Source organism: Bacillus sp. FSL K6-0042, from assembly GCF_038006685.1.
Taxonomy (GTDB): domain Bacteria; phylum Bacillota; class Bacilli; order Bacillales; family Bacillaceae_G; genus Bacillus_A; species Bacillus_A pseudomycoides.
Genome location: NZ_JBBOVS010000001.1, coordinates 97,586 through 123,361 on the forward strand (window position 1 = coordinate 97,586; position 25,776 = coordinate 123,361).

Here is a 25,776-nt window from a genome sequence, read left to right on the forward strand (position 1 = left end):
GATTTATTTCAAATAACCTATGAAGATACCTACAATACTTTATAAAGCGTGTAATGATTATGGGATAGCCATATATTTTTTTGAGATGGTTTTATTTCCTTATATATTGCACAGGCCTTGTAAATGTAAAAAGCTGCGGTATCTCCGCAGCTTTTTTGTGTTTATTTTTATCACATGAAAATCATATTTATTTAAATCTTATTGAAATCTAATAGGTAGGTATCTTCATTTATGATGTGAGTAAACCATAGTGAGGAGAATAGAAATTGAATAAAATAACTTTTGAAAAGTTGCAATATAATGAGTTAAAGGAAATAGTTAAATCATATTGCGTAAGTGGATTAGGAAAACAGTTGTTAAATAAATTGGAGCCAAGTACAAGTATAAAAGTAGTGAAAAATCGTTTGAATGAAACAACGGAAGCACGAGCGATATTGGATGCAGAAGGGCATGTTCCTTTTTTCGGAATTTCTAATATCGATAGTACAATTCAAAAATTGGAAAAGGGAATGATTTTAGATCCAACCGAGCTAGTTAGTGTATCAGACTTTTTACGAGGGTGTCGAAAGGTTAAAAAGTTTATGCTGGATAAAGAATTTTTTGCACCAGTACTAGCATCATATGCGAATTCAATGTCTGAATTCAAAAGTGTGGAAGAAGAAATTGATTTTTCAATTAAAGGAAATAGTATTGATTCTGCTGCAAGCAAAGAATTAAAACGAATACGAAATAATATCGACTCCGTAGAGGGGAAAATTAAGGAACGTTTAAGCAAATTTTTAAATAGTAGTGCAAATAAGAAATATATTCAAGAGTTCTTCATTAGTAAAAAAGACGATCGATATACCATTCCAGTGAAAGCTTCCTATAAAAATCAAGTTGCTGGAACAATTGTTGAAGTTTCTTCTAAAGGCTCTACTGTTTTTATAGAGCCAAATACAGTTACAAAATTAAACGTGGAACTAGCAAGTTTAAAAGCTGAAGAAGCGATGGAAGAATATCAAATATTAGCCACTTTATCTGGAATGATCTTAGAGGACATTTATAACATTAAGATTAATATGGAGCTGATTAGTCAATATGATATGGTGTTTGCAAAAGCGAAATTTAGTAAACATATTGGCGGGATAGAACCGAAATTAAATGATTATGGGTATGTAAAGTTAGTTCATTGCAAACACCCATTATTAGCAGGTGAAGTTGTACCACTTCACTTTGAAATTGGCCGAAATTACCGAAGCTTAATTATTACAGGGCCAAATGCTGGAGGGAAAACGATTGTTTTGAAAACAATTGGATTATTAACATTGGCGACAATGTCAGGATTGCACATCGCTGGAGACAAGGAAACGGAAATTGCTGTTTTTGAAAATATCTTTGTAGACATTGGCGATAATCAAAGTATAGAAAATGCGCTAAGTACATTTTCATCTCATATGAAAAACCTTTCAGAAATCATGAGAGTATCAAATAATAATACGCTTCTACTATTTGATGAAATAGGCAGCGGTACGGAACCGAATGAAGGAGCGGCACTTGCAATTTCTATTTTAGAAGAATTTTATTATATGGGTTGTACGACTGTTGCAACTACTCATTATGGTGAAATTAAACGCTTTTCCGAAATGCACAGTGACTTTATGAATGCGGCGATGCAATTTAATAGTGAAACATTGGAACCAATGTATAAGTTAATGATAGGGAAATCAGGAGAGAGTAATGCGCTATGGATTTCTAGAAAAATGAACGTGCGAGAAAACGTACTGCAAAGAGCGAAAGGCTATATGGAAAATAAAGAGTACCGCTTAGAGCGAGTGAATGAAAGTAGACTGAGAAAGCCTAAGATTGTCAAAGAGAAAGCAGAAGAGAAGGATGAATATAAAAAAGGGGACCGTGTGAAATTATTAGACTATGATGACTTTGGAATTGTATATAAAGAAAAAGACAATTTTTTCAATATCGTTGTGTTTTATAATGCCCAATTCATTGAAGTAAACGTTAAGCGAATTTCTTTAGAAGTACAGGCAAAGGAATTATATCCAGAAGGGTATGATTTAGACACATTGTTTGTGGATTATAAAGAACGGAAAATGCAGCATGACATAGAGCGGGGATCGAAAAAAGCGCTGCGAAAAATTCAAAAAGAAATAAAAAAGAATAGAGGATAAGATGCTGTGAATATAAAGATTAGACAAGAACTTGAGAAAGATTATAACGGGGCAGAAGAGGTTGTAAAACAAGCATTTTTAAATGAAGCATTTAGCGATCAGAAAGAGCACGAACTTGTAAATCGTATCAGAAAATGTGATGCGTTTATTCCAGAGTTATCATTAGTGGCGGTAGATAAGGAAGTTGTTGGTCACGTTCTATTATCTAAAGTTAAAATAGTAGATGGTGATACATCTGTAGAGTCGTTAGCTCTTGCTCCAGTATCTGTTGCACCAGACTATCAGAAAAAGGGAATTGGAAGTCTGTTGATTTCTAATGTATTAAGAAAAGCAAAAGAGCTTGGGTATCATTCTGTAATTGTGCTGGGGCATAAAGATTATTATCCGAAATTCGGTTTTAAACCAGCTAGCATATGGAATATATGTGCGCCATTTGAGGTGCCAGACGAGGTGTTTATGGCAATGGAATTAACGGAGAATGCTCTTCAAAATATACAAGGAATAGTGCAATATTCGGAAGTTTTTTCTCAATAGAACGGATAAAAGATAGCTAGAAGAAACCTTCTAGCTATCTTTTATCCGTTCTGATTTTTAAGTGGGAATTATCATGGTATCAATAAAATTTTCCCAGTACTTTTTCGACTCTCCAATAATCGATGTGCTTCAGCACCGTTTTCTAAAGCGAAAGCTGTTGGAGTTTGGATATTTAATTTTCCAGCAGTAATCCAAGCAAATAGTTGGCTTGAACGGTTTTTGCGTTCTTCATACGTTGTGAGTACGTTCCAAAGATCTCCGCCAGTTAAAGTTTTTGAAGTATCCATCAGCATTCGCGGATCAACAGGAGCAGGATCACCACCGGCCATTCCGTAAAATACGACGGTACCACCGATTTTTGTGGCTTTAAAGCTTTCTTCTAATGTAGAACCTATTGATTCGTATACAACATCTACACCATGTCCTTTTGTGACTTGTAGTATTTCTTCATGCCATGATTCTGAATATAAAAATACACGGTCCGCTCCAGCTGAATAGGCTGCTTCTGCTTTTTCTTTAGATGAAGTAAGGCCAATTACTTGCGCATCTCTCATTTTTATCATTTGAATGAGAAGTTGACCAACTCCTCCAGCAGCCGCGTGAACTAAAACAAAATCACTAGCTTTTACTTTATAGCTGTCTTGTGTTAAGTAATGCGCTGTTAACCCTTGTAATAAAACGGAAGACGCTGTCTCAAAGGAAATAGAGTTTGGGAGTGGAATCGCTTTTTCTTTTGGAACAGCTACTAACTCTGCATTTGCGAATGGTACATCAGCAAATGCAATGCGGTCTCCGATAGTAACATCGGTAACTTCAGCACCAATTTGCTCTACAATTCCTGAACCTTCATATCCTAGTATATAAGGTGGTTTACCGGCAAGATGATAGTCACCTCTTCGTCTATATATATCAGCAAAATTTAAGCCAATCGCTTTTGTGCGGACAAGAATTTCATTCGGTTTTATAGTTGGGTCTGAAACTTCTCGATATTTTAATACATCAGCATTTCCGAATTCGTCGAAACAAAGTGCTTTCATATGAAATACCTCCAATTTGTAGCATGTGTCAATATTGTTTGTTAATGGTTCTTATCATACAATACATATATCAATAGGAAAAGGAGATTATTTAGATAGAATCAATCGAAAATATCGATTAGAGGGAGGGAAGTGTCTTGGAGATAAAACAATTAATCACATTTAAAACAGCAGCGGAAAATTTGAATTTTACGCAGACTGCGAAAATATTGAATTTTGCTCAATCAAGTGTGACGGCGCAAATAAAAGCATTGGAAGCGGAGCTAGGAACAGCATTGTTCGAACGATTAGGAAAACGCCTTTTCTTGACTGAAGCAGGACGGAAGTTTCAACTATATGCGAATAAGATGATAGCGTTAAGTTATGAAGCGAAAATGGTTGTACAAGATCAGGAAAAATCATCTGGTACACTAGTGATTGGCGCGCAAGAAAGTCAATGTACATATAGGCTTCCTTCAATTTTAAAGGAATTTAAGACAAAATTCCCGCAAATAAGACTTATATTCAAACCTGCTCATTCAAATGAAGCTGTAAAAGAGCAACTGATGGAAGGGAAGTTAGATTTAGCCTTTATTTTAGATACGTGTAAAATAGAAGATGTTTTACATGTAGAGTCCTTGATTCAAGAAGAATTAAAAATAGTTGTTTGTCCTAACCATCCTTTACTTAAGAATCCTATAATTTCTACAAAGGATTTAGAAAGTGAAACGCTTTTATTAACAGAACTTGGCTGTTCATATCGAACTATATTTGAAGAGTTATTTCGTGCAGAAGGTGTATATCCTGTAAATAAAATCGAGTTTGTTAGTGTGGAAGCAATTAAACAATGTGTCATTGCAGGACTGGGTATAGCGATTTTACCAGCGATGGTAGTAGAAAAAGAGATACAAGAAGGAACAATCGGAGAGTTGACTATGGAGAATACGATTGATCCTATCTTTACACAGATTGCTTGGCATAAAGATAAGTGGATTACAGCACCATTACAGCAATTTATAGATGTAACAAAAGCGTCATTTGTTCAAGTAGGTAAGTAAAGTTTATTGAATGGAGAAATATTTGCTGAAGACTGTGGAATAAAAGGACACGATATAAGCCTGTAATTATGCTGAGACGCTTTGGTATGAATAATTAGCATTTTTCTATAGGAAAGTAAAACGTAACAAGCCAACTTTTTATATGGAAGTTGGCTTGTTTTTGTTATCTTTAAAAATTTTAAGCTGTGCCACAATCATAATACTTATTACAACGAGTAAAAACCATGAACTAATTTTTCCGATATGAACAAGGCTCCATGTTTCTCGCTGATTTGGATATTGCCACGCTCCAAAGAAAGTAGCGATGTTTTCAGCAATCCAAATGAAAAATCCGATGAGGAAAAACGAGAGTATGAGCGGCATTTTATATGTAACTTCTTGCAAAGAAAATTGAACAAACGTACGAAAGAAGACAATAAATAAAAGAGCAGTTAAAGCCCAGCGAAAGTCATATAGAAAATGGTGTGTAAAAAAATTAAAATAAATCATGGCTCCTAGTGGTATAGTCCATATTGCCTTAGGCCATCTATGCATTTGTAAATGCAATCTTCTCCATGCTTGGCATATATAACTAGCCACACTTGCATACATAAACCCACTATAAAGCGGGACATCAAAAATTTTAAAATATGCTTCTTCAGGATAGCTCCATGAACCAAAATGAACTTTATAGATTTCTAGTAGGAGTCCGATAAGATGAAAAACAGCAATTACTTTCAGTTCATCTTTTGTTTCCATACCTGTTTTGTACATGATGTATTGCATAAGAAGGCATACGATAAGGATAAAATCATAACGATAAAGTCCTGGAATCGAGATGAATTTTGAAAGAGCGAGTGTTATAAAAATAACGACAGGGAAAATACAAGATAAAGCTTGTTGGTAAGTAAAGAAGAGAAGTTGCTTGAGATAAAACATAGTTTCTCCTTTCGTATGACGGCATGTTTTATATGGAATTTTGATAATAAATCACTATACTATAATTTTCATAAAAAGGAAAACTCTTATAATGTTGTAGATTCAGATAAATATATGTGCTCACTTTTAAGTTTCATTCTGAAAAATTAGATTGCCATTTCAAAAAAGTAAAGCTATAATACTAAATAAAAATGATAATTATTATCAATTATAATTATGATTATAAATTAGAAGTGATTCTAAAAAACAATTGAATATAGAGGATGAAATGAAACATGTTACATAGTTCTGCAGCACATGCTGTTAAAAATCGTTCTTTCGAAATCATTTCACAAGAAGTATTACCTGATTTTGATGCAGATGCAATCTTCGTTGTTGTAAATAGAGATGATAAAGCGAAAGAAGCTTTTAAACAATTACAAGACACATCAATTTGGAAAGATTTAAAAGCAGTTAAAGGGAAGCATGTATATATTATTCATGACCAACCGTGGCTTGATTATTCTGCTTTAGGAAATAAAATGGCAATGGATGAAGCAGAAAAAATGTTTACGAAATAACGAATTTTAAGAAAAGTGTTCCTATAGATGTAGGTATTTAAGAAAAGACTCTTCAATTTGGAGAGTCTTTTCTTATTAGTAGTATAAAAAGGGATTTAAAATAAATATTGTTTGAATAAATAGAAGATTCTATAATGAATGTAATCATATGAAAAGGAGCTGTGCCAATGTTATCGCTTATTGTAAATATCCCATCATTACTGAAGACTATGGAACAAGGGATAGATAGTCCTGATAAACTACAGAGCTATCCCCATAATTGAAAAGGGGGATTTTTGAAATGAACACGAAATTGAATAATCTTTTTTTAGGCGAAAATATTAAGTTATCAGCAATTAGAGCTGAAGATGTTGAACAAATGGCCATTTGGCAAGAGGACAGTGAATATTTAAGAAATGTAGATACGGATATAGCGATTCCACAATCTTCACATGAAATAAAGGAAAATGAGCTATTAATAGGGAGAAAGTCAAATAGTGTTTCTTTTATGCTAAGAACGATTCAAGGTGATAGTTTAATTGGCTTTGTGGCACTTCATAGCATAGAGTGGAATAATAGAGCTGGCTTGCTAGCAATTGGTATAGGTGATAAAAATTATAGAGGTAAGGGATATGGTACGGAAGGATTACGCCTTATTCTGAAATATGCTTTTTACGAATTAAACTTACATCGTGTAGGTCTCGATGTTATTTCATATAATAAATCGGCAATTGAAGTATATAAAAAGGTTGGATTTAAGGTGGAGGGATGTATGAGAGAAGCTGTTCAGCGAGATGGGAAGAGCTTTGATCGCATCATAATGGGGATATTGCGAAATGAATGGATAACAACGCAAAAATAATTTGAATAGACATAATAAAGTGAACTGCCCATTCATGTGAAATATAAAGAAAAACAAAAGGGAGATCTAGTAGCTATATAGCATGTTAGATTTCTTTTTATGGAATTGTATCGGCTATCACCATAAGGTTATTTGTAAAATTAACACATAGAGACTCGTTAAGAGTGAAAACTCTGCTATAAATATATTCAATAACATGCATATATTTTGCAGGATAAAGAATAATTGTTGTCGAAATTTTACAGCATATGGATTGAAATAAGGAGTCGTGTCAGATGAATTTAGAAAAAACAAAACCAGTAAATGACGAGATAGCCGAGTTAAAAGAACTTGTAAAAGAATTACATGGAAGTGTGCATCAACTACAAAGTGAGGTTCAACAGCTTAGACATGAAAAACCAGTTGTTGAAGTTAAAAAAGGGGTTCAATTGTCACCAACAATCGTTGGACAAATTGGTGGCATTATTTTGGGGGCACTTGCGATTATTGGAATATTTTTTTAGTAAAAAAAGGTTTGCAGCATATTGCTGCAAACCTTTTTACATTAAATAACGTAAATATATATAAACATGTGATAATAATAATGCAATGATTGTTAAGGGCAAGCCAATTTTCAAGAAATCAAGGTAAGAAAATCCGTGTCCTTCGCGGTTAGCAATACCCGCAACAACTACGTTTGCTGATGCTCCGATTAACGTTCCGTTTCCTCCTAAGCAAGCACCAAGTGATAATGCCCACCATAGTACTTCAATTTGAGGAGAATCAACAGAAAGCCCAAGTCCTGAAGCTAAATCTTGAATAAGCGGAATCATCGTTGCGACAAATGGAATATTATCAATAGTAGCTGATGCCACGCCTGATACCCATAAGATAAGAATCGCTGCAAAACCGATATCACCATTTGTTACATCGAGAACTTCTTTAGCAAGTGATGAAATCAGACCGATATCAATTAATCCGCCAACAAGAATAAACAATCCAGCGAAGAAGAAAATCGTTACCCATTCTACATGAGCAAAGACATCTTCTAATTCATGTTGTTTCACGCCAATTAGCATGAGGAGTGTTGCACCGGTCATCGCGATAACTGCCGCATCTACATGAATAATTGAGTGAAGAACAAAGCCGAGAATTGTCAAACCTAAAATGGAAAGGGATTTTAGGAGTAAGCTTCGATCACGAATATAGTCTTTTTCATTTAGTGCCATAAGCTTAGCAATTTGTTCAGATGTTGTTTTTAATTTTTTCCGGTACATCAGATAAATAATGCCTAATGTAACAATGGAAATAATAAGTACAATGGGTGTTAAATTGAGTAAAAAGGCATTAAAGTCTAAGTGCTTATTGGCGGATCCGATCATTATGTTTGGAGGATCACCAATTAGTGTTGCGGTACCACCAATATTTGAAAATAATACTTCAGAAATCAAATAAGGAACAGGTTGCACCTTTAAAATACGCGTGATCGATAGTGTAACAGGAACGATTAATAATACGGTTGTTACATTATCTAAAAATGCAGAGCCGACTGCGGTTAATAGGGATAAAAATAATAAAATTCGAATGGGCTTTCCGCCGGCTGCTTTTGCTGCTTTAATGGCTACATATTCAAATACACCAGATTGACTCGTAATATGTACGAGAATCATCATTCCAATTAAAAGGGTAATGGTTTCCCATTGGATATGCGATGTAAAGGCAGTATGTAAGTCTACAATACCAAAAATAATCATAATGGCAGCACCGAACAGTGCAATCACAGCACGGTTCAATTTCTCGGAAATAATAAATCCGTATGTCACTAAAAATACGGCGATTGCAAAATAATATTGCCAATTTGCTACTTCATGTGCTGAATGTTCCAACATGTCACCTTCTTTAAAAATATGTATTAAATTGTCGAAATATATCCCTCCGCATAAACTCTATTGTAGCAAATTCAAAAAAGAAAGAAAACTATTTACGGATAGTGAGGGAATAGTAAAATTTCATATACAATGCTAAAAATAAAAAAACAAAATGCAAATTATTATGCAAAGTGAACTTTGTCCTCTAATATAGAGATAGCAATTTACATTATTTTTGCGTAGAATGGTTTAAAGAGGTGAAATCCGATGGAAATAGTAAAAGATAGTGCTGTTATTCAACATGAAATCGAACGTTTTGTAAATAAAGATGTATATATTCATTTAGAAACGACAAATGGAGCATACGCTTCACATTTTAATGAAAAAATGATGACAGTCGGAGCGTTCATTCGAAATGCGATTATTCGTTTTGAACGTGGGAAAATAACAGGAACAAATCCATACCGAGTTGGTCTCAAAATGGATCACGGCTGGGTATATGCTGAAGGTATTACGCATTGGGAAGTAGACGAGCAAAATCGTCTGTTACTAGCGGGACATGATAATAAAGGGCGCTTAGCTGTAGCACTTGAGTTAAGCTTAACACCATTTAAATAAAAAGGAGGGGAAAGTATGGAAAGACATGTGCTTGTTGTATTCCCGCATCCAGATGATGAATCATTTGCGGCGGGAGGAACAATTAGTTTATTAAGAAAGCAAGGAGTACCTGTAACTTATGCGTGCGGAACGCTTGGACAAATGGGACGCAATATGGGTAAGAACGTTTTTGCTAATCGCGAAACGATTCCAAATATCCGTGAAAAGGAATTAAAAGATGCGTGCGAAGCAATGGGCATTGAAGATTTAAGAATGCTTGGTTTCCACGATAAAACATTAGAATTTGAAGATGTAGATTTTGTAGCAGATAAAATTGAAACAGTGATTCGCGATGTACAGCCATCACGAATTATTACATTCTATCCAGAACACGGAGTTCATCCAGACCATGATGCATTTGGTCGTGCTACAGTTCGTGCAGTATCACGTATGCCAAAAGAAACACGCCCGGTCATTCATGCAGTTGCGATTACAAAAAATCGTGAAGAAGTATTAGGGGAACCAGATGTGGTGAATAACATTAGTGAAGCGTTTGATCAAAAGTTAGCAGCTTTACGTGCGCATCGTTCTCAAACGGAAGCAATGCTTGAAGAAACAGAAGTGAAGTTGCAAAACAAAGATGCTGCAACATTAAAATGGTTACAACTTGAACAATTTTGGACTTATAAATGGGAGTAGGTTAGAAGATTTTCTTCTAGTCTTCCTTACATACAAAAGCGATGTCACATTGTGGCATCGCTTTTTCTGTTAGATAGGCACTTCTTACTTGAATAGCACATACACTACAGCAAATCTTGAAAAGAGGAGGCCTATATGTACTATTCATATGAAGATGTGTTCGGTTATTTTCGAGATGGTTATGAGATAAGTGGTGAAGTGGTTGCATTAGTCGATCCATACGTTGTACAAACATTGCAATCTATAGTTGGAAAAAGAATTGTGGTTGAAACAATTCGAGGGAGTGTAAGTGGTACATTGCGAAGTGTAAAACCAGATCATATTGTATTAGAGGAAACAGAAATACCTATGTTTGTTCGAGTGCAGCAAATTGTGTGGTTTGCACCTGAAAAATAAAAGTGGTTTGTAGATGAATTACGAGAGTGAAGCTAAGAACCTACTATGCTAATTAGTAGGTTTTTTATATACAAAATGGGGAGAGAAATACAAATCAAGAGTAATTGAGAAAGCCTAAATTTCAATGAAGAGGAAGTTTTAAAACATAGCCATCAAGTTTAAAAAAATGAGTCTGATGCCAAAAGGCATCAGACTCATTTTTTTAACAATAGGGAGTAGAATAACAACATTTTGTTTCGAATTGTTGCTGTTGTTGCTGTTTATTACACCCTACATTTTGAATGATTTTTTTAATAGAATCATAAACCAAACAAGGCTAAGACCAATGATAGAGTGAGAGATTCCGATGATATAGGTTAATCCTTTGAAATCATCTCCATTTAGTTGCAGAAGTCCTCGAGTTGCCAGTGAAGAAAGTGTTAAAATTAATCCAATATTATGGATGATGAACCACATATTAAAACCCTTCATTTTATGGAATGAAAATGCTTTTGCTAGCGCTAAGGCAATTAAAAAGAATAAAAATCCAAGTACGAGTGTATGTGTGTGTAAAAGATTTAACAGAGTAGAGCCTAGAATGCCCTTTGATTTTGCATATTCCCTAGCGAATACACCTGATAATAAACCGATAATTAAATATGTGAACGATGCATAATATAATTTTTTCATCTTATACCTCCTGATGTAGAATCTGTAATGTTGGTTTTTGATTCGTAAATTCCTATTGTATTTTCAAATCATGGTAGTTACATAACAAAGATTCCTAGTTTTCCAGGAGTCATGATATAACAGGTTTAAAATTATTTTATCATAATTATAGGGTATTCGATTATATGAAATAATTGAAATTTGTGTGAACAAAGAGGGAGTGTAAGAATCAGATTTAATGGGTTAATTGAAGGAATAACAATGAACATTCTATTCATATGAAGTTGATATAACATAATAATTCTAAGAATAAAAACAAACTTCCTAGAAAGTCTTCCTTTCTATCTATCTTTTGGAGTAAAATTATTCCTGTGCTTTAATTTTTTGGATAGGGAAGGATAATTCTATGAAATCTTTAATAAAAGTAACATGTACAGCATTTTTGCTTACAAGCTTAATGGCAGCTTGTAGTGAGGAAACTACAACAAAGCAAGAAGTGACTACTCAATCAAAGAAATCAGAAGAAATGTCTGAAGAAAAAAGAATGGAACAGAGTGCACTACTATATGGAGAAATTGCAAAAGGTGGATACTACAGAGCAACAGTTGAAAATGCAAAATATGAAAAAGTAGATGGAATAGGGCGCATTGTAGCTCGTGTTACGATCAATAACGCTCGGGCCGATGAAAAGGCAATTGATCTTTCAGAAATAAAGTATTTTGTTAAAGATGAAAAGACGGGAAAAAAATATGAAGGTCAAGTTATGCCTATGTACGAAGAGAAATTCAAAAGTGTTCCAGCTGGCTACTCTTTAACTTTTGACGCTTCATTTAAGACGGAAAATCCACCAAAAGATTTCAATAATATGTATCTATATATGGATAGTAAGCTTGATCCATTTGGAGATATCCATTGGAAACTTGATAATCTAGTATCTAAATGAAAAGATGTCTAATTTAGACATCTTTTCTTGTTTAGTGAGTTGTCTATACTATTTATTTCTAATTTGTATAATTTTATATGATAGCAAGTTATCGTGTTGTAAATAGATGTAGTATTTTTATACCATTGAGAAGTTTTAGCCCTTTGCTTCTTTGGTTATATTCATGACACTCACTATTCACTCGGTAGAGTTCATGTTGCAGAGATTTTGAAGAAAACTCACATTTTCCAGTTTATAGAAAACGTTTGTTGTGTTAAAATATCAGAAAAATCAAATAATAAAAGGTGGATAAGAAATATGTCTATATTAGAGAAAATTAAAGAAAATGTTTCGAAAGTCATTGTAGGCAAGGAAGAAGTAATTGACTTAGCGATGATCGCGCTAGTCGCAAACGGGCATGTTTTATTAGAAGATGTACCAGGAACGGGTAAAACAACATTAGCTAAAACACTTGCTAAAAGTATTGATGGAGCCTTTCAACGTATTCAGTTTACGTCTGATACATTGCCTGGTGATGTAGTAGGATTAGAGTATTTTGATATGAAAGAGAGTGATTTTAAAACGAGAAAGGGACCTATTTTTGCAAATCTAGTTTTAGTAGATGAAATTAACAGGGCGGTTCCGCGGACACAATCAGCATTGCTAGAGGTAATGGAAGAACGTACGGTAACGATTGCGGGCGTAACACATGTATTACCAAGCCCATTTATTGTATTGGCAACGCAGAATCCGTTAGAGTCGGCAGGAACGTTTGCGCTCCCAGATGCACAGTTAGATCGATTTTTATTAACGATTCGGCAAGGTTATCCAGATCGTACATATGAAAAAGAAATGTTAAAACGGTTTAAAGAAAATAATCCATTTAACCACTTAGAAAGTGTTGTATCTCTTGCAGACATATTGGAGTTACAGGAACAATCTAAAAAAATTCATATACATGATGAAGTGGAAGAATACTTGCTTGATATTGTAGAAGCGACGCGAAATCATGATTTAGTAGAAATTGGGGTTAGTCCGCGTGGATCTTTAGCTTTTATGAGAGCGGCTCAAGCAAGAGCTTTATTAAAAGGAAGAGATTATGTAACTCCTGATGATTTGAAAGCTTTAGCATCCCCGGTTTGTGCACATCGGTTAACGTTAACGATTGAAGGGGATATGAAAACAACTAAAGTAGATGTGCTGCAAGGGATTTTAGAAAAACTTGCAGTGCCAGTGGAAAGCGTATGAATGAGATTATAAAAAGGAAACATCCGTTGTTAGAGCCGCTCTTTATAGTGGGAATCGGCGTTTTTTGTCTTATACTCTTCGTGTTTACCAATCAATTTTTTATTGTGGCTATCTTTTTGTTTTATTTGTTGTTAGTTGGATTTTTGTATTTGTATATGAAGGCAGTTATGAAAGTGCAATGGGATATTTCCCAAAATCAAAAGAGGTTATTTATGAGTGAAAGAGGAGAATGTGTCGTGCAAATTATTAATGAAGCGCGTTTTCCAATCTTTAAAGCAGCTCTTCAGTTTCGGTCTGATGAACAAATAGAGTGGGAAACGGATCAGAAGATGCAGCGTTCACATCACTCTTATCAAATTCCTCTCCAAATAGAAGGAAGAGATATGATCACAATTACGTTAGAGGGAAATGCGAATGAAAGAGGAAAACAAGGCTGGCAAGCTGCGGAACTTATGATATCAGATCCATTTGGTCTTCTGACTTATTACTTGTCTATTGAAGAAAAGAAACTCCCTGAATTTCATATTCTTCCGCAAATGTCGAAAGTAACAATACCAGAAATGACAACATGGAAACACGGATTTCGAAGAGCGGCTGTTTCTCCTTTATATGATGAAACGAAAATAGTAGGTGTGAAAGAATATGAGGGGGAATCGTTTCGCTCGATCCATTGGGGAGCAACTGCGAAAACTGGGGTGATTAGTGCAAAAAAGTATGAATATACACAAGGTGATCGGTATGCGCTGTATGTAAATCTATTAGGTAAAACAGGATATACGCTTCGTACGGATATGGAATATTTAATTCAAGTCGCTGCTGGTATATGCCGGGAGTTAATCTCACAAGACTGCTCGTTCGAACTATGGATAAATGGCGTACGGGAACAAGGTGTTATTCATTTAAAAGGAGGAAAGCACCGAAAACAACTCTATAAAGCAATGGATTTGTTGTCCTCATTAACGGAAAAAGATACACCGCTGAATGCGCATTTCTTTTATCAAACAGGATTCAGAAGACAAGAAGCAGGGTGTATCCCATTAATTATTGGATATCCACCTGAAAAACAAAAAGGGTGGATACAAATTGTGAAGTAAAGGGAGGAACGGTGAATAAATTGAAATGGGGATCACGTATTATATTTTGTTTCCTAGCTATTGGTCTTTGCTTTATATTAGCGATTGGAATAACGAAAGGCGCTTTTTTCGCAAAGGAACAGGTAATAGATTCTTCTCAATCAAAGGTAGGAGAGGGTAGTGAACCTCTAACACCAAGAAAATCGAAAATTATAGAAGAAGGAACGCCGATGGAACCAGGGGAGGATTCAGGAGTATTATATGAAATTGAAGATCCACCAGATTTTAATAAAGATGGATATTATAAGAAAGGGGATTTCAAAGGAATTCCTCGAGATAGAAAGGTGCCAATTGGTGGCGAAGAGTTTCTAGGAGTTAGCACTGGAAATATATTTATACAAATTGGCATCCTTTTCTTAGTGATGTTAATCGTATTTTTCATCTTTCGCCGTATGCGGAATAAGAAGCAGCAGATTCATAATATATCTTTAAAACAAAAAGAAATACGAAAAGTTGAGGGGAATGCAGAACAAGAGGATCAAGATAGTTTCATACTTCCAATAGAAGAAGTAAGAGCAATGCTAATCAAATGGGAATTGACATTACCGAAGTTTGAAAAGAGAAGGTTTCAAGAAACGGTTCAACAATGGTTTTCCCGTATTCGCAAAAGCGATACTATTATTCCAATTTATGAGAAAGTAAGATATGGGGAAGGAACTGCTTCAAATGAGGAATTACAGATGATGCGGAGATGGATAAATGAAAATGTAAAGAAAAATTTATAGTGAAAAAAGAGATAGAAGGAGAAAGTTTGTTATTAGCGGAAGTATTACTGTATTGTTTCATCCAAAATGATATGAGAGGGTGGATAGAGAATGACCGTTAAAAAACTTTATTTTTTACCAGCCGGCCGCTGTATGTTAGATCATTCTTCTGTTAATAGTACGCTTACTCCTGGTAAACTTTTGAATTTGCCGGTATGGTGCTACCTTTTGGAAACGACAGAAGGTCCAATTTTAATAGATACAGGGATGCCAGAAAGCGCAGTAGATAATGAAAATCTATTTAAGGGAACGTTCGTTGAAGGGCAGATTCTTCCGGAAATGAAGCCGGATGATAGAATTGTAAATATTTTAAAACGAGTGGGCTATGCGCCAGGAGACCTTCTCTGTGTTATTAGCTCTCATTTGCATTTTGACCATGCTGGGGGGAATGGGAGCTTCATCCATACACCCATTATTGTACAACGAACTGAATATGATGCTGCTTTACATAGAGAAGAATATTTAAAGGAATGCATATTACCAGATTTGAACTATCAAATAATTGAGGGAGATTATGAAGTAATACCAGGTGTTCAATTGCTTTATACGCCAGGGCACTCTCCTGGTCATCAATCAATCCTCGTTAAAACGGAAAAGTCAGGTTCTGTTTTATTAACAATTGATGCAGCTTACACACAGGAAAACTTTGAACAAGGTGTCCCATTCGCAGGATTTAATTCAGAAATGGCCTCCCAATCTATCGAACGATTAAAAGAAATTGTTTTGGATGAAAAGCCTATTGTTTTCTTTGGACATGATATGGAACAAGAGAAAAGGTGTAAAACATTTCCTGAATTTTTATAATGTACTCATTTTACAGAAATAAAAATAATATAACTACACCTTTTTCTATATTGATTTATGGAGATACGATATTCTAATACAATCTAAAAAAGGTGGAAGGTATGAGGGGAATCATAATGCTGTTTAGTGTAATGATCTGTTTTTTGTCATTAATAAGTAGTTGTGATCGCACATCAATAAAGTGAAACTTTAATCAGTGGAGGGCATCCTCCACTTAAATTCTTTGCTTTTGCTGAATTTTGGGGTGGGAATCTTACTGCCCATAAATAGAGAGGTAAATTACTTTAGTTGTTGAGAAGGTGGAATCGCTGATTCTACCTATTTTTATATCTTTGTGGCATTTTTCAATGTCTGTAGAGTAGAAAATCAAGACATTTCTTTTACTTTTGTAAAAAAGGTTGACCAGGATAGCCAGCTGCTAATCATTACTGAAAGAAACGCTGCAACATATAAAGTATTTGCACGATCAAATAAACGCTACTGAAAATTTCTTTACCAGTATTTTTTTCTGATTTAGGTTTAGGCTTGTTCATCTCAAAATGGAATTTGATTTTGTTTCCAGAACCATCGTAGTAAAATTTCATATGTTCTCCTCCTTGTTTTTTACGTTTCGGAATACATAGGCGCAGTGGTTAATAAAACCTGGTACACATTCTGTAACATATTTTTCTTAGAAGTAATAAAATGCATTATATTCTTAGAGAACAAATATTTTAAACAAAACATGAATTACAGAACCAATTTTATCTATAACTTTAAATTTTGTAAGTTAATAAAACTAGGTGTAGATGTAAAATAAAGTCATGATGTTTGTAAAAAAGCTGTATGAATGGTGTTTTAAACCATACCGCTAGTTAAAGAAAATACATATGTGGTGGACCTTTTGAGATAGATATAATTATGTAAAAATGATAGTAAGGAGGGCGAGGAATTGTTTAATGATTTTAAGTTTGTAGACAATCGTCCGGTGTATATCCAATTAAAGGATCATTTGAAAAAAATGATTATGAAAGGCCAACTATTGGAGCATCAGAAGCTCCCATCTACCCGAGAATTAAGCAAATTATTATCGATTAGCAGAACGACTGCTCTCACTACTTACGCAGATTTAGAACAAGAAGGCCTAATCTATGCAATAAAGGGAAAAGGAAATTTTGTAGGGAAAGTCGATGCATCCAAAACACCATCTATCGAACTAAACTGGAAAGAAAAGCTTAATGAAGTTACCTTGCAAGCTGATGAATTAGATTTAATGAAGCACGGTGTTCGCTGGGAAAAGGGCATGATTTCATTCAATAGCATTGCTCCAGATGAAAAACTTTTTGATGTCGAAAATTTTAAAAGGGCTTTTTTGACGAGGTTATCCAATGAAGGAGATATCATTTTGAACTACGGATATGCTAAAGGTTATAGACCCCTAATTCATTACCTTCTTCACTATATGGAAATGAAAGGAGTAGACATTTCCAACAAAGATATTCTCATTACGAATGGCTTCACTGAGGGCCTGGATATTTTATTGTCTTCCTTAGCTAAAAAATCCGGGCGTATTATTTGTGAAAACCCTACCCACCATACTGCATTAAAGCTTTTTCGATTACATGGATATGAAATCCACGGGATTGAGATGAAGGATGATGGTATCGATATTTGTCAAGTTGAGAAAAGTTTGTCCGAAACAGATTTTGATTTTGCATATCTAATTCCGTCCTACCATAATCCTACTGGGATTGTCACCTCCTCTGAAAAAAGGTCTAAAATTATGAAACTTTTTTCAAAATATCAAATTCCAATTGTAGAGGATGGATTTAATGAGGAATTACGTTATTCAGGTTCACATTTAGCGCCGTTATTGACTTTTTCCGGACCCGGGAACAATGTTGTCTATATTAGCAGTTTTTCAAAAGTTCTTTTTCCGGGCTTACGTGTTGGTTGGATTTTAGCGGATAAGAAATTAATCCACTACTTGGAAAGTATGAAAAGGGCACGAAATATTCATACGTCCACATTGGATCAGGCAGTACTTTATCAATATTTACATGATGGCTATTTCGAAAAATATTTAAAAAAGGCCAAGTCAATTTATAAGAAAAAATATGAACTAGCCCTTCATTCTTGTAATCAATACATTCCATTTAAAAGAATGACTGGAGATGGCGGACTTCATCTTTTTATAGAGTTAGAAAAAGGAATAAATGCACGTATACTTTTGAAAAAATGTTGTCAAAAGGGAGTTGTTTTTTCTCCTGGAGATGTCTTTTACACAGATGGAGGGGGAAGTAATACATTTCGATTAGGATTCTCTCGCTTAAAAGAAGAAGATATTCTCAATGGAATTAAAATAATTGGTGATACCTTAAATAATGAAATTTAGGAGTTGGGAAAATGAGAGTTGGCGTTATTATGGGAGGAGTGTCCTCCGAAAAACAAGTGTCCCTCATGACAGGGGAAGAAATGATTGCACATTTGGATAAGAGTAAGTATGAAATAGTGCCTATTAAACTAAATGATAAAAAAGAGCTTGTTGAAAAGGGAAGAAATCTTGATATTGCATTGTTAGCACTTCATGGAGAATATGGGGAGGACGGTACGATTCAAGGTACACTGGAAACTCTCAGCGTTCCATATACCGGAAGTGGCATGCTATCAAGCGGTATTTGTATGGATAAAAATATGTCGAAAAAAATGATTCGTTATGAAGGTATTGAAACACCAGATTGGATTCATCTTTCAAATACGGAAGAGCTTCAGCTTGATGAAATAGATAAAATGGGGTATCCGTTAGTGGTAAAACCAAATTCAGGTGGTTCCAGTGTAGGGGTAAAGATCGTATACGATAAGGATTCTTTATTTTCTTCTCTTGAGGATGTATTCAAATGGGATTCTGAAATAGTGATTGAAAAATATATAAAGGGTGAAGAAATTACATGTTCTATTTTGGACGGAAAGCTTTTACCAATCATTTCGATTCAACATACGGCTGAATTTTTTGATTATCATGCGAAATACGATGATATCGCTACGATTGAAGAGGTTGTGGAACTTCCGGCTACCACATATGAACGTGTTGCCGAAGCTGCAATGACCTGCTATAGAGCATTAAAATGCAGTGTTTATGCTAGAGTGGATATGATTATAAAAGATGGAATCCCGTATGTTATGGAAGTGAATACATTGCCGGGGATGACAAAAAATAGCTTGTTGCCTAAAAGTGCCCATGCGGCAGGAATATCCTATAACAAGCTATTGGATATGATTATTGAAACTTCCTTACAGGTTAGAAGGAGCGAAGGTTTCTAATAGCACATGAAATGCAGTATGGAAATCTAATTAAAATTCTTATAATTCAGGTGAAAAGAGTTCTGTGTCTAGTTTATTCTGTTTCGTATTTTTCATAGTATGTAAAAATATTATTTTAGATGAAGAACACTATGTCTTATAGTCTTTCTAAGAACCATTCGTATATTTCCGTGTTAATTCAAGTCTATATTAATACACAAAGCTCATGGTAGTTGTATGAACAAAAAATATCCCACTTTCTCCTATCATTCACGAATATTTAAGTTGTGAAATAAGTAGCATTACAAGGTTAATAAAATTAAACTAGATTAATAATGTGTCCATATTATACTCTGGTTTAGCATAAATACGAATGAATGATGATATGTAGAAAGGTAGGTAGTTCATATGAGTAATCCAAAACATTATGTTTCAGTGGGTGTCGTTGTTGTAAACGATGAAGGGAAGATCCTGTTAATTCGTGGTCCGCGTAGAGGATGGGAGCAACCAGGAGGGCAAGTTGAAGAAGGGGAATCCATTCAAGACGCTGCTATTAGGGAAGTGAAAGAAGAAACAGGAATTGATATTCGTGTGACGAGGTTCTGTGGTATATATCAAAATCTAAGTTCAGGTGTTTGTGCTACTTGTTGGCTAGCAAAACCTATAGGTGGTCAGTTAGAAACAAGTAGTGAGAGTTTAGAAGTCGGATTCTTTACTGTTGAAGAGGCTTTAAAGATGGTTACGTGGTCAAATTTCAAAGAGAGAATCGTAAAAAGTTTAGATGAAAAAGAGCAACCTTTTTTTGTGGTGTTTTAATCGATAGTAGTGGGGAATATAGTGTAATCAAAAATAGAGAAAGCGCAGCTTTCTCTATTTTTGATTAACGTTTTATATGATTTAAAAAAGTAATTGTTTTTTCAACCGTGGTTTTATTAATAGAATAATACTTTGTTTTACCTTCTTTTCTCACATGAAGAAGATCGCCGCTTTCTAGTACAGCTAGGTGCCGAGATACCGTACTTTGATGTAATCCAGTCTCATTAATAATTTCTTGGGCAAATAATTCTTGATGATTGGCAAGTGCCGTTAATATAGTTAAGCGTGCTTGATCACCTAAAGCAGTAACAGCAAGGATGATTTCATCAATATTCAACGGAGTATCGGCTTCAGTATTTTGTTGTTTAGGTGTTAGTTTTGGTTCAAATAAAATATAGAGGACTTCATCTACTTTAAAAATAGATAAGAAACTGCCCATATGCAATGTTGGAATAAAAGTAATGTTTTTGGAAGAACGAATCGTTTCAACCCATGAACTGTCAGGATATAATCCAGTTATAAAAAAAACAATTTCATCATTTGTTTTACATGAATGAGTAGAAATAGATTGTAATTGCACAGTTTCTTGCTGCAAAGTACTTGAATAATTGAGCCATACAGGTTCAAATGCAGCTTTCCAAAAGTCTTTTAATAGGGCGATTATTTTTATTTTTACCTCATTTACATCTAGAAAAAAGGACACTTTTTCTTCAGTAGATGCGATTCCCCAGCTTTCTAAAACCACAGTTAAAGCAATTTTTCGTGTAGATATATGAGATAAACATTCTTCATTAAGTTGAATGCCATGTAATAGTTGATCTATTTTTTTGTCATTAGGTAAGTTAGCGTGATAGTAATTTATATTTTCAATAATTGCATATGTAATTAATTCTTCAATTTCTTCGCTAGATAGACTTTCCCACCAAGAAATGAAAGGTCCCCATTCTGTGTGTGTAGAATCAGCTAAATCTATTTTTTTTAAAATAAATTCCCGTAATATTGCACCATGAGCGAGTACAGATCGTAAAGAAAGCAAATTTTCATGGAATGTTTGTGAAAGTTTGGGTACAGTCGCCTTTATCCAAGGAGAAGTCATAGTATGATTGCCTTTTTGGTAATCAATTAACAATATATTCGTAGCAATATTTACTCCCATAGATGTTGCAATGTTAATATTCGCTTTTGGGTATGTTGGCGTAAGAAACTCTTTTTTCATAGAAACCTCCTGAAAATAAAATATTCCATATTTACATATTTGATATATGAATGTTAATATAATTTTATAACAATTCAGAATTTATTTCAATTCATGCTGTTTATCAATTTAGGGGGGAATAAAAAATGATTCAAATTCAAAAAGCTTCAGTTTGTCATGTGGAAGGGATTTCTAAAGTGTGCTCAGATGGTTGGCGTGATACGTATGTGGATTTAAAAGAAAAAGAATATATCGATGCGGTAATTGAAGAGTTCTATCAATTTGAACGAATTTATCAAGAAGTTACTCTGCCCATGCCAGGATGGGATGGCTGGTATGTTGCTTTAGAGAATGGAGAAGTAGTTGGTGCTGGTGGAGGTGGGATGATAAGCGGAAAAGTAGGAGAACTTTTTGTGCTGTATTTAAATCCTAGTAGAAGAGGTGAAGGGATTGGAACAATGCTTTTAAACGCAGTTACAGAAAGACAAATTGAACAAGGTGCAACAAAACAATGGGTTTCTGTAATGAAAGGGAATCAAAAAGGAATTCCTTTTTACGAGGCAAGAGGTTTTGTACAACAAAGTAGTGTAGATCTGAAAATTCGCTACAGAAGAGATATTTCATAAATGTATTTCGAAATAAAATATGGAAGAGGAGAGGCCGTTGTATAAAACGATTTTAAAAAATAAAAATATAATGTATTACTTATTGGGAGGGGGAGTCTCTAGCTTAGGCGATATATTAACTGGATTGGCCTTTGTTTTTCTTGCTTATGATTTAACTGGATCAGAATTATATACAACAGGAATGGTAATTGCGACAACGATTCCTTATCTTTTGTTTGGATTAGTGGGCGGTGTTATAGCCGATTGGGTGCAGAAAAATAAATTGCTAATTATGATTGATATAATTCGTATTCCGCTCATCCTTTCTCTTGTCTTCTGCTATTACTTCGATGTTTTAACCTACACGTATATGATCATCATAAGTTTTTTTATTCAGTGCTGCGGTTGTTTTTTTAATCCAGCACACCGAGCGCTATTACCAATTATAACCCCTATAGAACAACGGAATATGACGAATAGTTTATATGATTCCGTAACGAGAGGGATAACTGTACTCAGCCCGTTTCTCTCCATATTGTTAATGAAGACAGTAGGTGTCATTCACTTTTTTACGATTGATGCAATTACATATTTCATAAGCGCACTTTTTCTTATCAAAATGAATGTAACAGAGGACGTGATGGATGCAAAAAAGAAACAGGTGAAAGAAGTAATACTCTCATTGCGAGAGTTTTGGATTTGGATGAAATCTAATAAACAAATTACATTTTTATTTCTTCTTACATTTACAATGGTTTTTATGAACACATGGGTTTGGAAAGTAGGATTACTCGTATCTTTGGGGGAGTTCACGAAAGACAGTAAAGAAGTTTATAGTGTTATTCAAGGTTTCTTCGGATGTATCGTAATCATTACAAATATGATTATTCCTTTCATATGGAAGAAGTTAGATTTAGCTATTTATACAATTGCTTCGATCATTTGGGGGATTGGGATTTTCCTACTTGGATTTACATTCAACATTCCATTTTATTTTGTTGGAGTATTCATAGTAGGCATTGGTTTGCCACTAGCGGGACTAACAAGGGTATACATATTACAAAAACTTGTTCCTAAAGATATGTTAGGGAGAGGGTTTAGTTTTAATGCGGTTTTGCTTTATTTAGCGGATACAGCATCGCTTCTCATATTTGGGATTCTTTCCATATTTGTATCTATAAATGTTATTTTTATCGTTTGTGGAATCGGAATGATTATTATGTCTGTTGCATTGAAATTCCTTGTCTTTAGAAGGCACTCTGTTAAAGAAGAGACAAAGTTGATGTGTTGAACCTGGAGGTATTCGTACGTAAAAGGAATAAGTCCAATGCAAGCGAGTGGATTTATTCCTTTTCTATTTTTTGGTATGCTGTTAGAGTTGTACCTTACTATTTTTTATGGGTTCATATGTTTTATCGACCAATAAATTATAAGTGAGTCCAAGTAATACTAAAAAACCACCGATTATTTTACCGATAGATACATCGCCTGAATTGAAAAAATCAATCAAAACTCCCATAAACAATTGTCCTACAAAAATTAATAACGTTAAATAGAAAGATGATATCTTAGGGGTAATATAGTTTGATAACACGATTACAATAACACCTACTAACCCACCTAAATACACTACAAATGGTATAGATTGCAATGTTGCAGTTGATACGTGAAGAGATTCATTGCTAAAGATTAAAAATAGAAAAGAAAAAAACAGTCCTGTAATATAATTAAAAAATGTCCCTTGGAAAATCCCGATCTTTGCTGCTAAGTTAGCATTAATAATTCTTGCAACTACAATGGAAATTCCAGCTAAAATGGCAATACAAATATATAACATGGTTCCATCCTCCATTAAAATATAGTCATAACAATGATTCCAGAAGAAATTAGCAGTAATCCAAAGATTTTTTTCTTTTCAAATTTTACGACCTTCATCCCTAATAGGCCGAAATGATCGATAATAATAGATGAAACAGATTGCCCAAGTAAACTTAAAGCGATTGTAATAGAGACACCAAGTGCTGTGAAGCTTATATTACTAAATAGTACGGTAAAAACACCGATGGCTCCTGCACTATAAAGATAAAGCGGTATCCCTTTTTGCATGCGAAGTTTGGATTTGCTAACGAGTAAAACAATGACAATAGCAACTAATCCAACGATATGAATCATCACACTAGATGTATAGTTACCTGTCATTTCAGATAAGATACCATTTAAAGGAATCATAATGGCGATGAAAGCACCTATAATAATTGAGAGCAAATTATACAATGACGTTCCCCCTTACAAATTTATCCCGCTATTCGCGAGCAGTAAGACCCCCACCTCAAAATTCAGCAAGAGCAAAGAAGTTAGGCGGGGATCAACTGCCCGTAAAAGCCCTATTCGTTCAACTAATAATCAGTGAGGGATGAAGAAAACCCCCACTGATTAAAGTTTCACTTTACATGCAATGTAGCATGATTAAATCGTGAGTTACTATGACATATGTCATAGTAGAAGGAAGAAATTTTTTTTATAATTGGCTCTGTTAAAGACTGCTGTTGATTTTTTGTTAAACTAACAGTGTAGTTTAATACAATAAAAAAGTTAATAAATTTTTATTTAAATGAAACTATAATGCGATTAACAGTAACGGGGTGCGTTTATGGATGAACGAAAGATGCGTTTAAAACGAAAGGTGAAAATAGCTAAACAAAAGAGCCAGAGATACAAATTAATGAGGTTGCTAACCGAAGATATGTCAACTGTCATAGAAAAAAGTGATGTAATCACATCTCCAGAATTAGAAATAATTCTTAATAAGGTTCACGAGAAATGGAAATTTGAATTACATAAATGGGATAATTAATTTAAAGGCTACTTCAACTAAAGAATCGGTTAGTTGAAGTGGAAACCAGAAAAGGGCTGAGTGAACCTTTTTTCTTTTCACAAGATATCAACATTATCATTTAACAAAGCCTTATAATTAAAAAGAGTTACAGAGGTGGGGGATCTATGAAGAAAATAAGCAATTCTCATAAGTTAGATGATTATGTAAGACAGAATCATATTGAATCATTTTTTAGTAATGACATGAAATCCTATATGGAACTATTACTCTTTAAAAAGAATGAACATATTTGTAAGGAGAATGAAGATATTCACTATTTATATTTCTTTGTTGAAGGAAAAGCGAAGGCTTATAACACATTAAGTAATGGGAAATCTGTATTATTATGTTTTTATGATGACTTGCAAATATTGGGAGATGTTGAATTAATCCACTCACAAAAAACAGCTTCAAATGTACAAGTGATGGTAGACTCTTATTGCATTGGAATCCCTTTAGAAAAGGTGAGAGAACGATTGCTTCAGGATGCAATCTTTTTAAGGTGTATCTGTGGTTCTTTGTCTCAGAAGTTAAATAGACTGTCAAAAAACAGTACAATTAATTTACTGTATCCTCTTGAGAATAGGTTAGCAAGTTACATTCTTGCGACTGGGGAAAGACTTATTCATAATGAACAAAGAATTATATTTAATGGGAATTTAACTGAGACATCGGAATTGTTAGGAACAAGTTATAGGCACCTACTACGGACATTAAATATTCTTTGTGATAAAAGCGTAATAAGAAAGAATAATGGGTACTTTGAAGTGACAGATATAGATTTTTTAAAAGAGCTTGGTACGGATGTTTATAAATAAACTGATTGTAAATGTAGATGTTTGAAGTTTTTTTG

At 34.3% G+C, this 25,776-nt stretch carries 28 protein-coding genes and 1 pseudogene; 21 read left to right on the top strand and 8 right to left on the bottom strand.

Features of this window, described 5'->3' with window-relative positions; translation table 11 throughout:
* Nucleotides 1-266 precede the first annotated feature (266 nt).
* On the top strand, nucleotides 267-2,168 hold the full coding sequence (locus MHH45_RS00455) for an endonuclease MutS2 (RefSeq protein ID WP_088094251.1): 1,902 nt from the start codon (nucleotides 267-269) through the stop codon (nucleotides 2,166-2,168).
* Nucleotides 2,169-2,174: 6 nt separating this feature from the next.
* Nucleotides 2,175-2,702: a GNAT family N-acetyltransferase gene (locus MHH45_RS00460; protein ID WP_088094250.1), complete on the top strand. Its 528-nt coding sequence runs from the start codon at nucleotides 2,175-2,177 to the stop codon at nucleotides 2,700-2,702.
* A gap of 71 nt (nucleotides 2,703-2,773) precedes the next feature.
* On the opposite strand, the gene MHH45_RS00465 is transcribed toward MHH45_RS00460, so the two are convergent.
* Nucleotides 2,774-3,739: a quinone oxidoreductase family protein gene (locus tag MHH45_RS00465; RefSeq protein ID WP_088094249.1), complete on the bottom strand. Its 966-nt coding sequence runs from the start codon at nucleotides 3,737-3,739 to the stop codon at nucleotides 2,774-2,776.
* 137 nt (nucleotides 3,740-3,876) lie between these two features.
* Between MHH45_RS00465 and MHH45_RS00470 the strand changes: the two genes are divergently transcribed.
* Nucleotides 3,877-4,776, top strand: coding sequence for a LysR family transcriptional regulator (locus tag MHH45_RS00470; protein ID WP_088094248.1), 900 nt, complete (start codon nucleotides 3,877-3,879; stop codon nucleotides 4,774-4,776).
* Nucleotides 4,777-4,914: 138 nt separating this feature from the next.
* Here the strand turns inward: MHH45_RS00470 and MHH45_RS00475 are convergent, their stop codons facing one another.
* Nucleotides 4,915-5,694 (bottom strand): DUF817 domain-containing protein, encoded by a 780-nt coding sequence (locus tag MHH45_RS00475; protein WP_016115556.1) that lies wholly within the window; start codon nucleotides 5,692-5,694, stop codon nucleotides 4,915-4,917.
* Nucleotides 5,695-6,002: 308 nt separating this feature from the next.
* Between MHH45_RS00475 and MHH45_RS00480 the strand changes: the two are divergent.
* The 3 genes and pseudogenes from MHH45_RS00480 to MHH45_RS00490 all read left to right on the top strand — a co-directional run.
* Nucleotides 6,003-6,254: pseudogene (locus MHH45_RS00480) on the top strand (hypothetical protein); the annotation flags it as partial.
* A gap of 280 nt (nucleotides 6,255-6,534) precedes the next feature.
* Nucleotides 6,535-7,095: a GNAT family N-acetyltransferase gene (locus MHH45_RS00485; RefSeq protein ID WP_016115553.1), complete on the top strand. Its 561-nt coding sequence runs from the start codon at nucleotides 6,535-6,537 to the stop codon at nucleotides 7,093-7,095.
* 275 nt (nucleotides 7,096-7,370) lie between these two features.
* The gene (locus tag MHH45_RS00490) at nucleotides 7,371-7,598 is read left to right on the top strand and encodes a hypothetical protein (RefSeq protein WP_016115552.1); all 228 of its coding nucleotides are present in this window, start codon (nucleotides 7,371-7,373) and stop codon (nucleotides 7,596-7,598) included.
* Between the two features lie 36 nt (nucleotides 7,599-7,634).
* Here the strand turns inward: MHH45_RS00490 and MHH45_RS00495 are convergent, their stop codons facing one another.
* Nucleotides 7,635-8,960 carry an ArsB/NhaD family transporter gene (locus tag MHH45_RS00495; RefSeq protein ID WP_016115551.1) on the bottom strand — a complete coding sequence of 442 codons (1,326 nt, stop codon included), beginning with the start codon at nucleotides 8,958-8,960 and terminating at the stop codon, nucleotides 7,635-7,637.
* Nucleotides 8,961-9,209: 249 nt separating this feature from the next.
* Between MHH45_RS00495 and MHH45_RS00500 the strand changes: the two genes are divergently transcribed.
* From MHH45_RS00500 to MHH45_RS00510, 3 genes are all read left to right on the top strand, one after another.
* Entirely contained in the window at nucleotides 9,210-9,560 is a 351-nt protein-coding gene (locus MHH45_RS00500) for a YojF family protein (RefSeq protein WP_016115550.1), read from the top strand.
* A gap of 15 nt (nucleotides 9,561-9,575) precedes the next feature.
* The gene (gene bshB2 / locus MHH45_RS00505; RefSeq protein WP_016115549.1) at nucleotides 9,576-10,238 is read left to right on the top strand and encodes a bacillithiol biosynthesis deacetylase BshB2; all 663 of its coding nucleotides are present in this window, start codon (nucleotides 9,576-9,578) and stop codon (nucleotides 10,236-10,238) included.
* A 135-nt stretch (nucleotides 10,239-10,373) separates the two neighbouring features.
* Nucleotides 10,374-10,634, top strand: coding sequence for a YuzF family protein (locus MHH45_RS00510; protein WP_016115548.1), 261 nt, complete (start codon nucleotides 10,374-10,376; stop codon nucleotides 10,632-10,634).
* A gap of 270 nt (nucleotides 10,635-10,904) precedes the next feature.
* Here the strand turns inward: MHH45_RS00510 and MHH45_RS00515 are convergent, their stop codons facing one another.
* Nucleotides 10,905-11,303, bottom strand: a complete 399-nt coding sequence (locus tag MHH45_RS00515) for a DUF2871 family protein (RefSeq protein WP_016131744.1) — start codon at nucleotides 11,301-11,303, stop codon at nucleotides 10,905-10,907.
* 385 nt (nucleotides 11,304-11,688) lie between these two features.
* Here MHH45_RS00515 and MHH45_RS00520 point away from each other — a divergent pair, with 385 nt between their 5' ends.
* The 5 genes from MHH45_RS00520 to aiiA all read left to right on the top strand — a co-directional run bounded on the left by MHH45_RS00520 (nucleotide 11,689) and on the right by aiiA (nucleotide 16,153).
* Complete coding sequence (locus MHH45_RS00520; RefSeq protein WP_016131743.1) at nucleotides 11,689-12,225, top strand: hypothetical protein; 537 nt, start codon at nucleotides 11,689-11,691, stop codon at nucleotides 12,223-12,225.
* Between the two features lie 297 nt (nucleotides 12,226-12,522).
* The gene (locus MHH45_RS00525) at nucleotides 12,523-13,452 is read left to right on the top strand and encodes an AAA family ATPase (RefSeq protein ID WP_016131742.1); all 930 of its coding nucleotides are present in this window, start codon (nucleotides 12,523-12,525) and stop codon (nucleotides 13,450-13,452) included.
* Nucleotides 13,449-14,546: a DUF58 domain-containing protein gene (locus MHH45_RS00530; RefSeq protein ID WP_016131741.1), complete on the top strand. Its 1,098-nt coding sequence runs from the start codon at nucleotides 13,449-13,451 to the stop codon at nucleotides 14,544-14,546. Before MHH45_RS00525 ends, MHH45_RS00530 begins: the two co-directional genes overlap by 4 nt.
* An 11-nt stretch (nucleotides 14,547-14,557) precedes the next feature.
* A complete protein-coding gene (locus MHH45_RS00535) occupies nucleotides 14,558-15,310 on the top strand; it encodes a hypothetical protein (RefSeq protein ID WP_016115543.1) in 753 nt (250 codons plus the stop codon).
* Nucleotides 15,311-15,400: 90 nt separating this feature from the next.
* Entirely contained in the window at nucleotides 15,401-16,153 is a 753-nt protein-coding gene (aiiA, locus tag MHH45_RS00540) for a quorum-quenching N-acyl homoserine lactonase AiiA (protein ID WP_016115542.1), read from the top strand.
* Nucleotides 16,154-16,578: 425 nt separating this feature from the next.
* Here the strand turns inward: aiiA and MHH45_RS00545 are convergent, their stop codons facing one another.
* Nucleotides 16,579-16,737 (bottom strand): hypothetical protein, encoded by a 159-nt coding sequence (locus tag MHH45_RS00545; RefSeq protein ID WP_016115541.1) that lies wholly within the window; start codon nucleotides 16,735-16,737, stop codon nucleotides 16,579-16,581.
* Between the two features lie 347 nt (nucleotides 16,738-17,084).
* Here MHH45_RS00545 and pdxR point away from each other — a divergent pair, with 347 nt between their 5' ends.
* From pdxR to MHH45_RS00560, 3 genes are all read left to right on the top strand, one after another.
* Nucleotides 17,085-18,527 (top strand): MocR-like pyridoxine biosynthesis transcription factor PdxR, encoded by a 1,443-nt coding sequence (gene pdxR, locus MHH45_RS00550; RefSeq protein WP_016115540.1) that lies wholly within the window; start codon nucleotides 17,085-17,087, stop codon nucleotides 18,525-18,527.
* Nucleotides 18,528-18,538: 11 nt separating this feature from the next.
* Complete coding sequence (locus tag MHH45_RS00555; RefSeq protein WP_016115539.1) at nucleotides 18,539-19,453, top strand: D-alanine--D-alanine ligase; 915 nt, start codon at nucleotides 18,539-18,541, stop codon at nucleotides 19,451-19,453.
* A gap of 387 nt (nucleotides 19,454-19,840) precedes the next feature.
* A complete protein-coding gene (locus MHH45_RS00560) occupies nucleotides 19,841-20,248 on the top strand; it encodes an NUDIX hydrolase (RefSeq protein ID WP_088094246.1) in 408 nt (135 codons plus the stop codon).
* Between the two features lie 64 nt (nucleotides 20,249-20,312).
* Here the strand turns inward: MHH45_RS00560 and MHH45_RS00565 are convergent, their stop codons facing one another.
* Nucleotides 20,313-21,464 (bottom strand): ArsR/SmtB family transcription factor, encoded by a 1,152-nt coding sequence (locus tag MHH45_RS00565; RefSeq protein WP_088094245.1) that lies wholly within the window; start codon nucleotides 21,462-21,464, stop codon nucleotides 20,313-20,315.
* Between the two features lie 125 nt (nucleotides 21,465-21,589).
* On the opposite strand from MHH45_RS00565, the gene MHH45_RS00570 reads away from it, so the two are divergent.
* Nucleotides 21,590-22,069: a GNAT family N-acetyltransferase gene (locus MHH45_RS00570; RefSeq protein WP_088094244.1), complete on the top strand. Its 480-nt coding sequence runs from the start codon at nucleotides 21,590-21,592 to the stop codon at nucleotides 22,067-22,069.
* 37 nt (nucleotides 22,070-22,106) lie between these two features.
* Nucleotides 22,107-23,339, top strand: coding sequence for an MFS transporter (locus MHH45_RS00575; protein WP_088094243.1), 1,233 nt, complete (start codon nucleotides 22,107-22,109; stop codon nucleotides 23,337-23,339).
* A gap of 81 nt (nucleotides 23,340-23,420) precedes the next feature.
* Here MHH45_RS00575 and MHH45_RS00580 read toward each other — a convergent pair whose 3' ends face one another.
* A complete protein-coding gene (locus MHH45_RS00580) occupies nucleotides 23,421-23,885 on the bottom strand; it encodes a DMT family transporter (protein WP_088094242.1) in 465 nt (154 codons plus the stop codon).
* A 14-nt stretch (nucleotides 23,886-23,899) separates the two neighbouring features.
* On the bottom strand, nucleotides 23,900-24,322 hold the full coding sequence (locus tag MHH45_RS00585; protein ID WP_016115533.1) for a DMT family transporter: 423 nt from the start codon (nucleotides 24,320-24,322) through the stop codon (nucleotides 23,900-23,902).
* 376 nt (nucleotides 24,323-24,698) lie between these two features.
* On the opposite strand from MHH45_RS00585, the gene MHH45_RS00590 reads away from it, so the two are divergent.
* Together MHH45_RS00590 and yeiL are read left to right on the top strand one after the other, a co-directional pair.
* Nucleotides 24,699-24,902, top strand: coding sequence for a hypothetical protein (locus MHH45_RS00590; protein ID WP_249922719.1), 204 nt, complete (start codon nucleotides 24,699-24,701; stop codon nucleotides 24,900-24,902).
* A 146-nt stretch (nucleotides 24,903-25,048) separates the two neighbouring features.
* On the top strand, nucleotides 25,049-25,741 hold the full coding sequence (gene yeiL / locus MHH45_RS00595) for a transcriptional regulator YeiL (RefSeq protein ID WP_016115531.1): 693 nt from the start codon (nucleotides 25,049-25,051) through the stop codon (nucleotides 25,739-25,741).
* Nucleotides 25,742-25,776 lie beyond the last annotated feature (35 nt).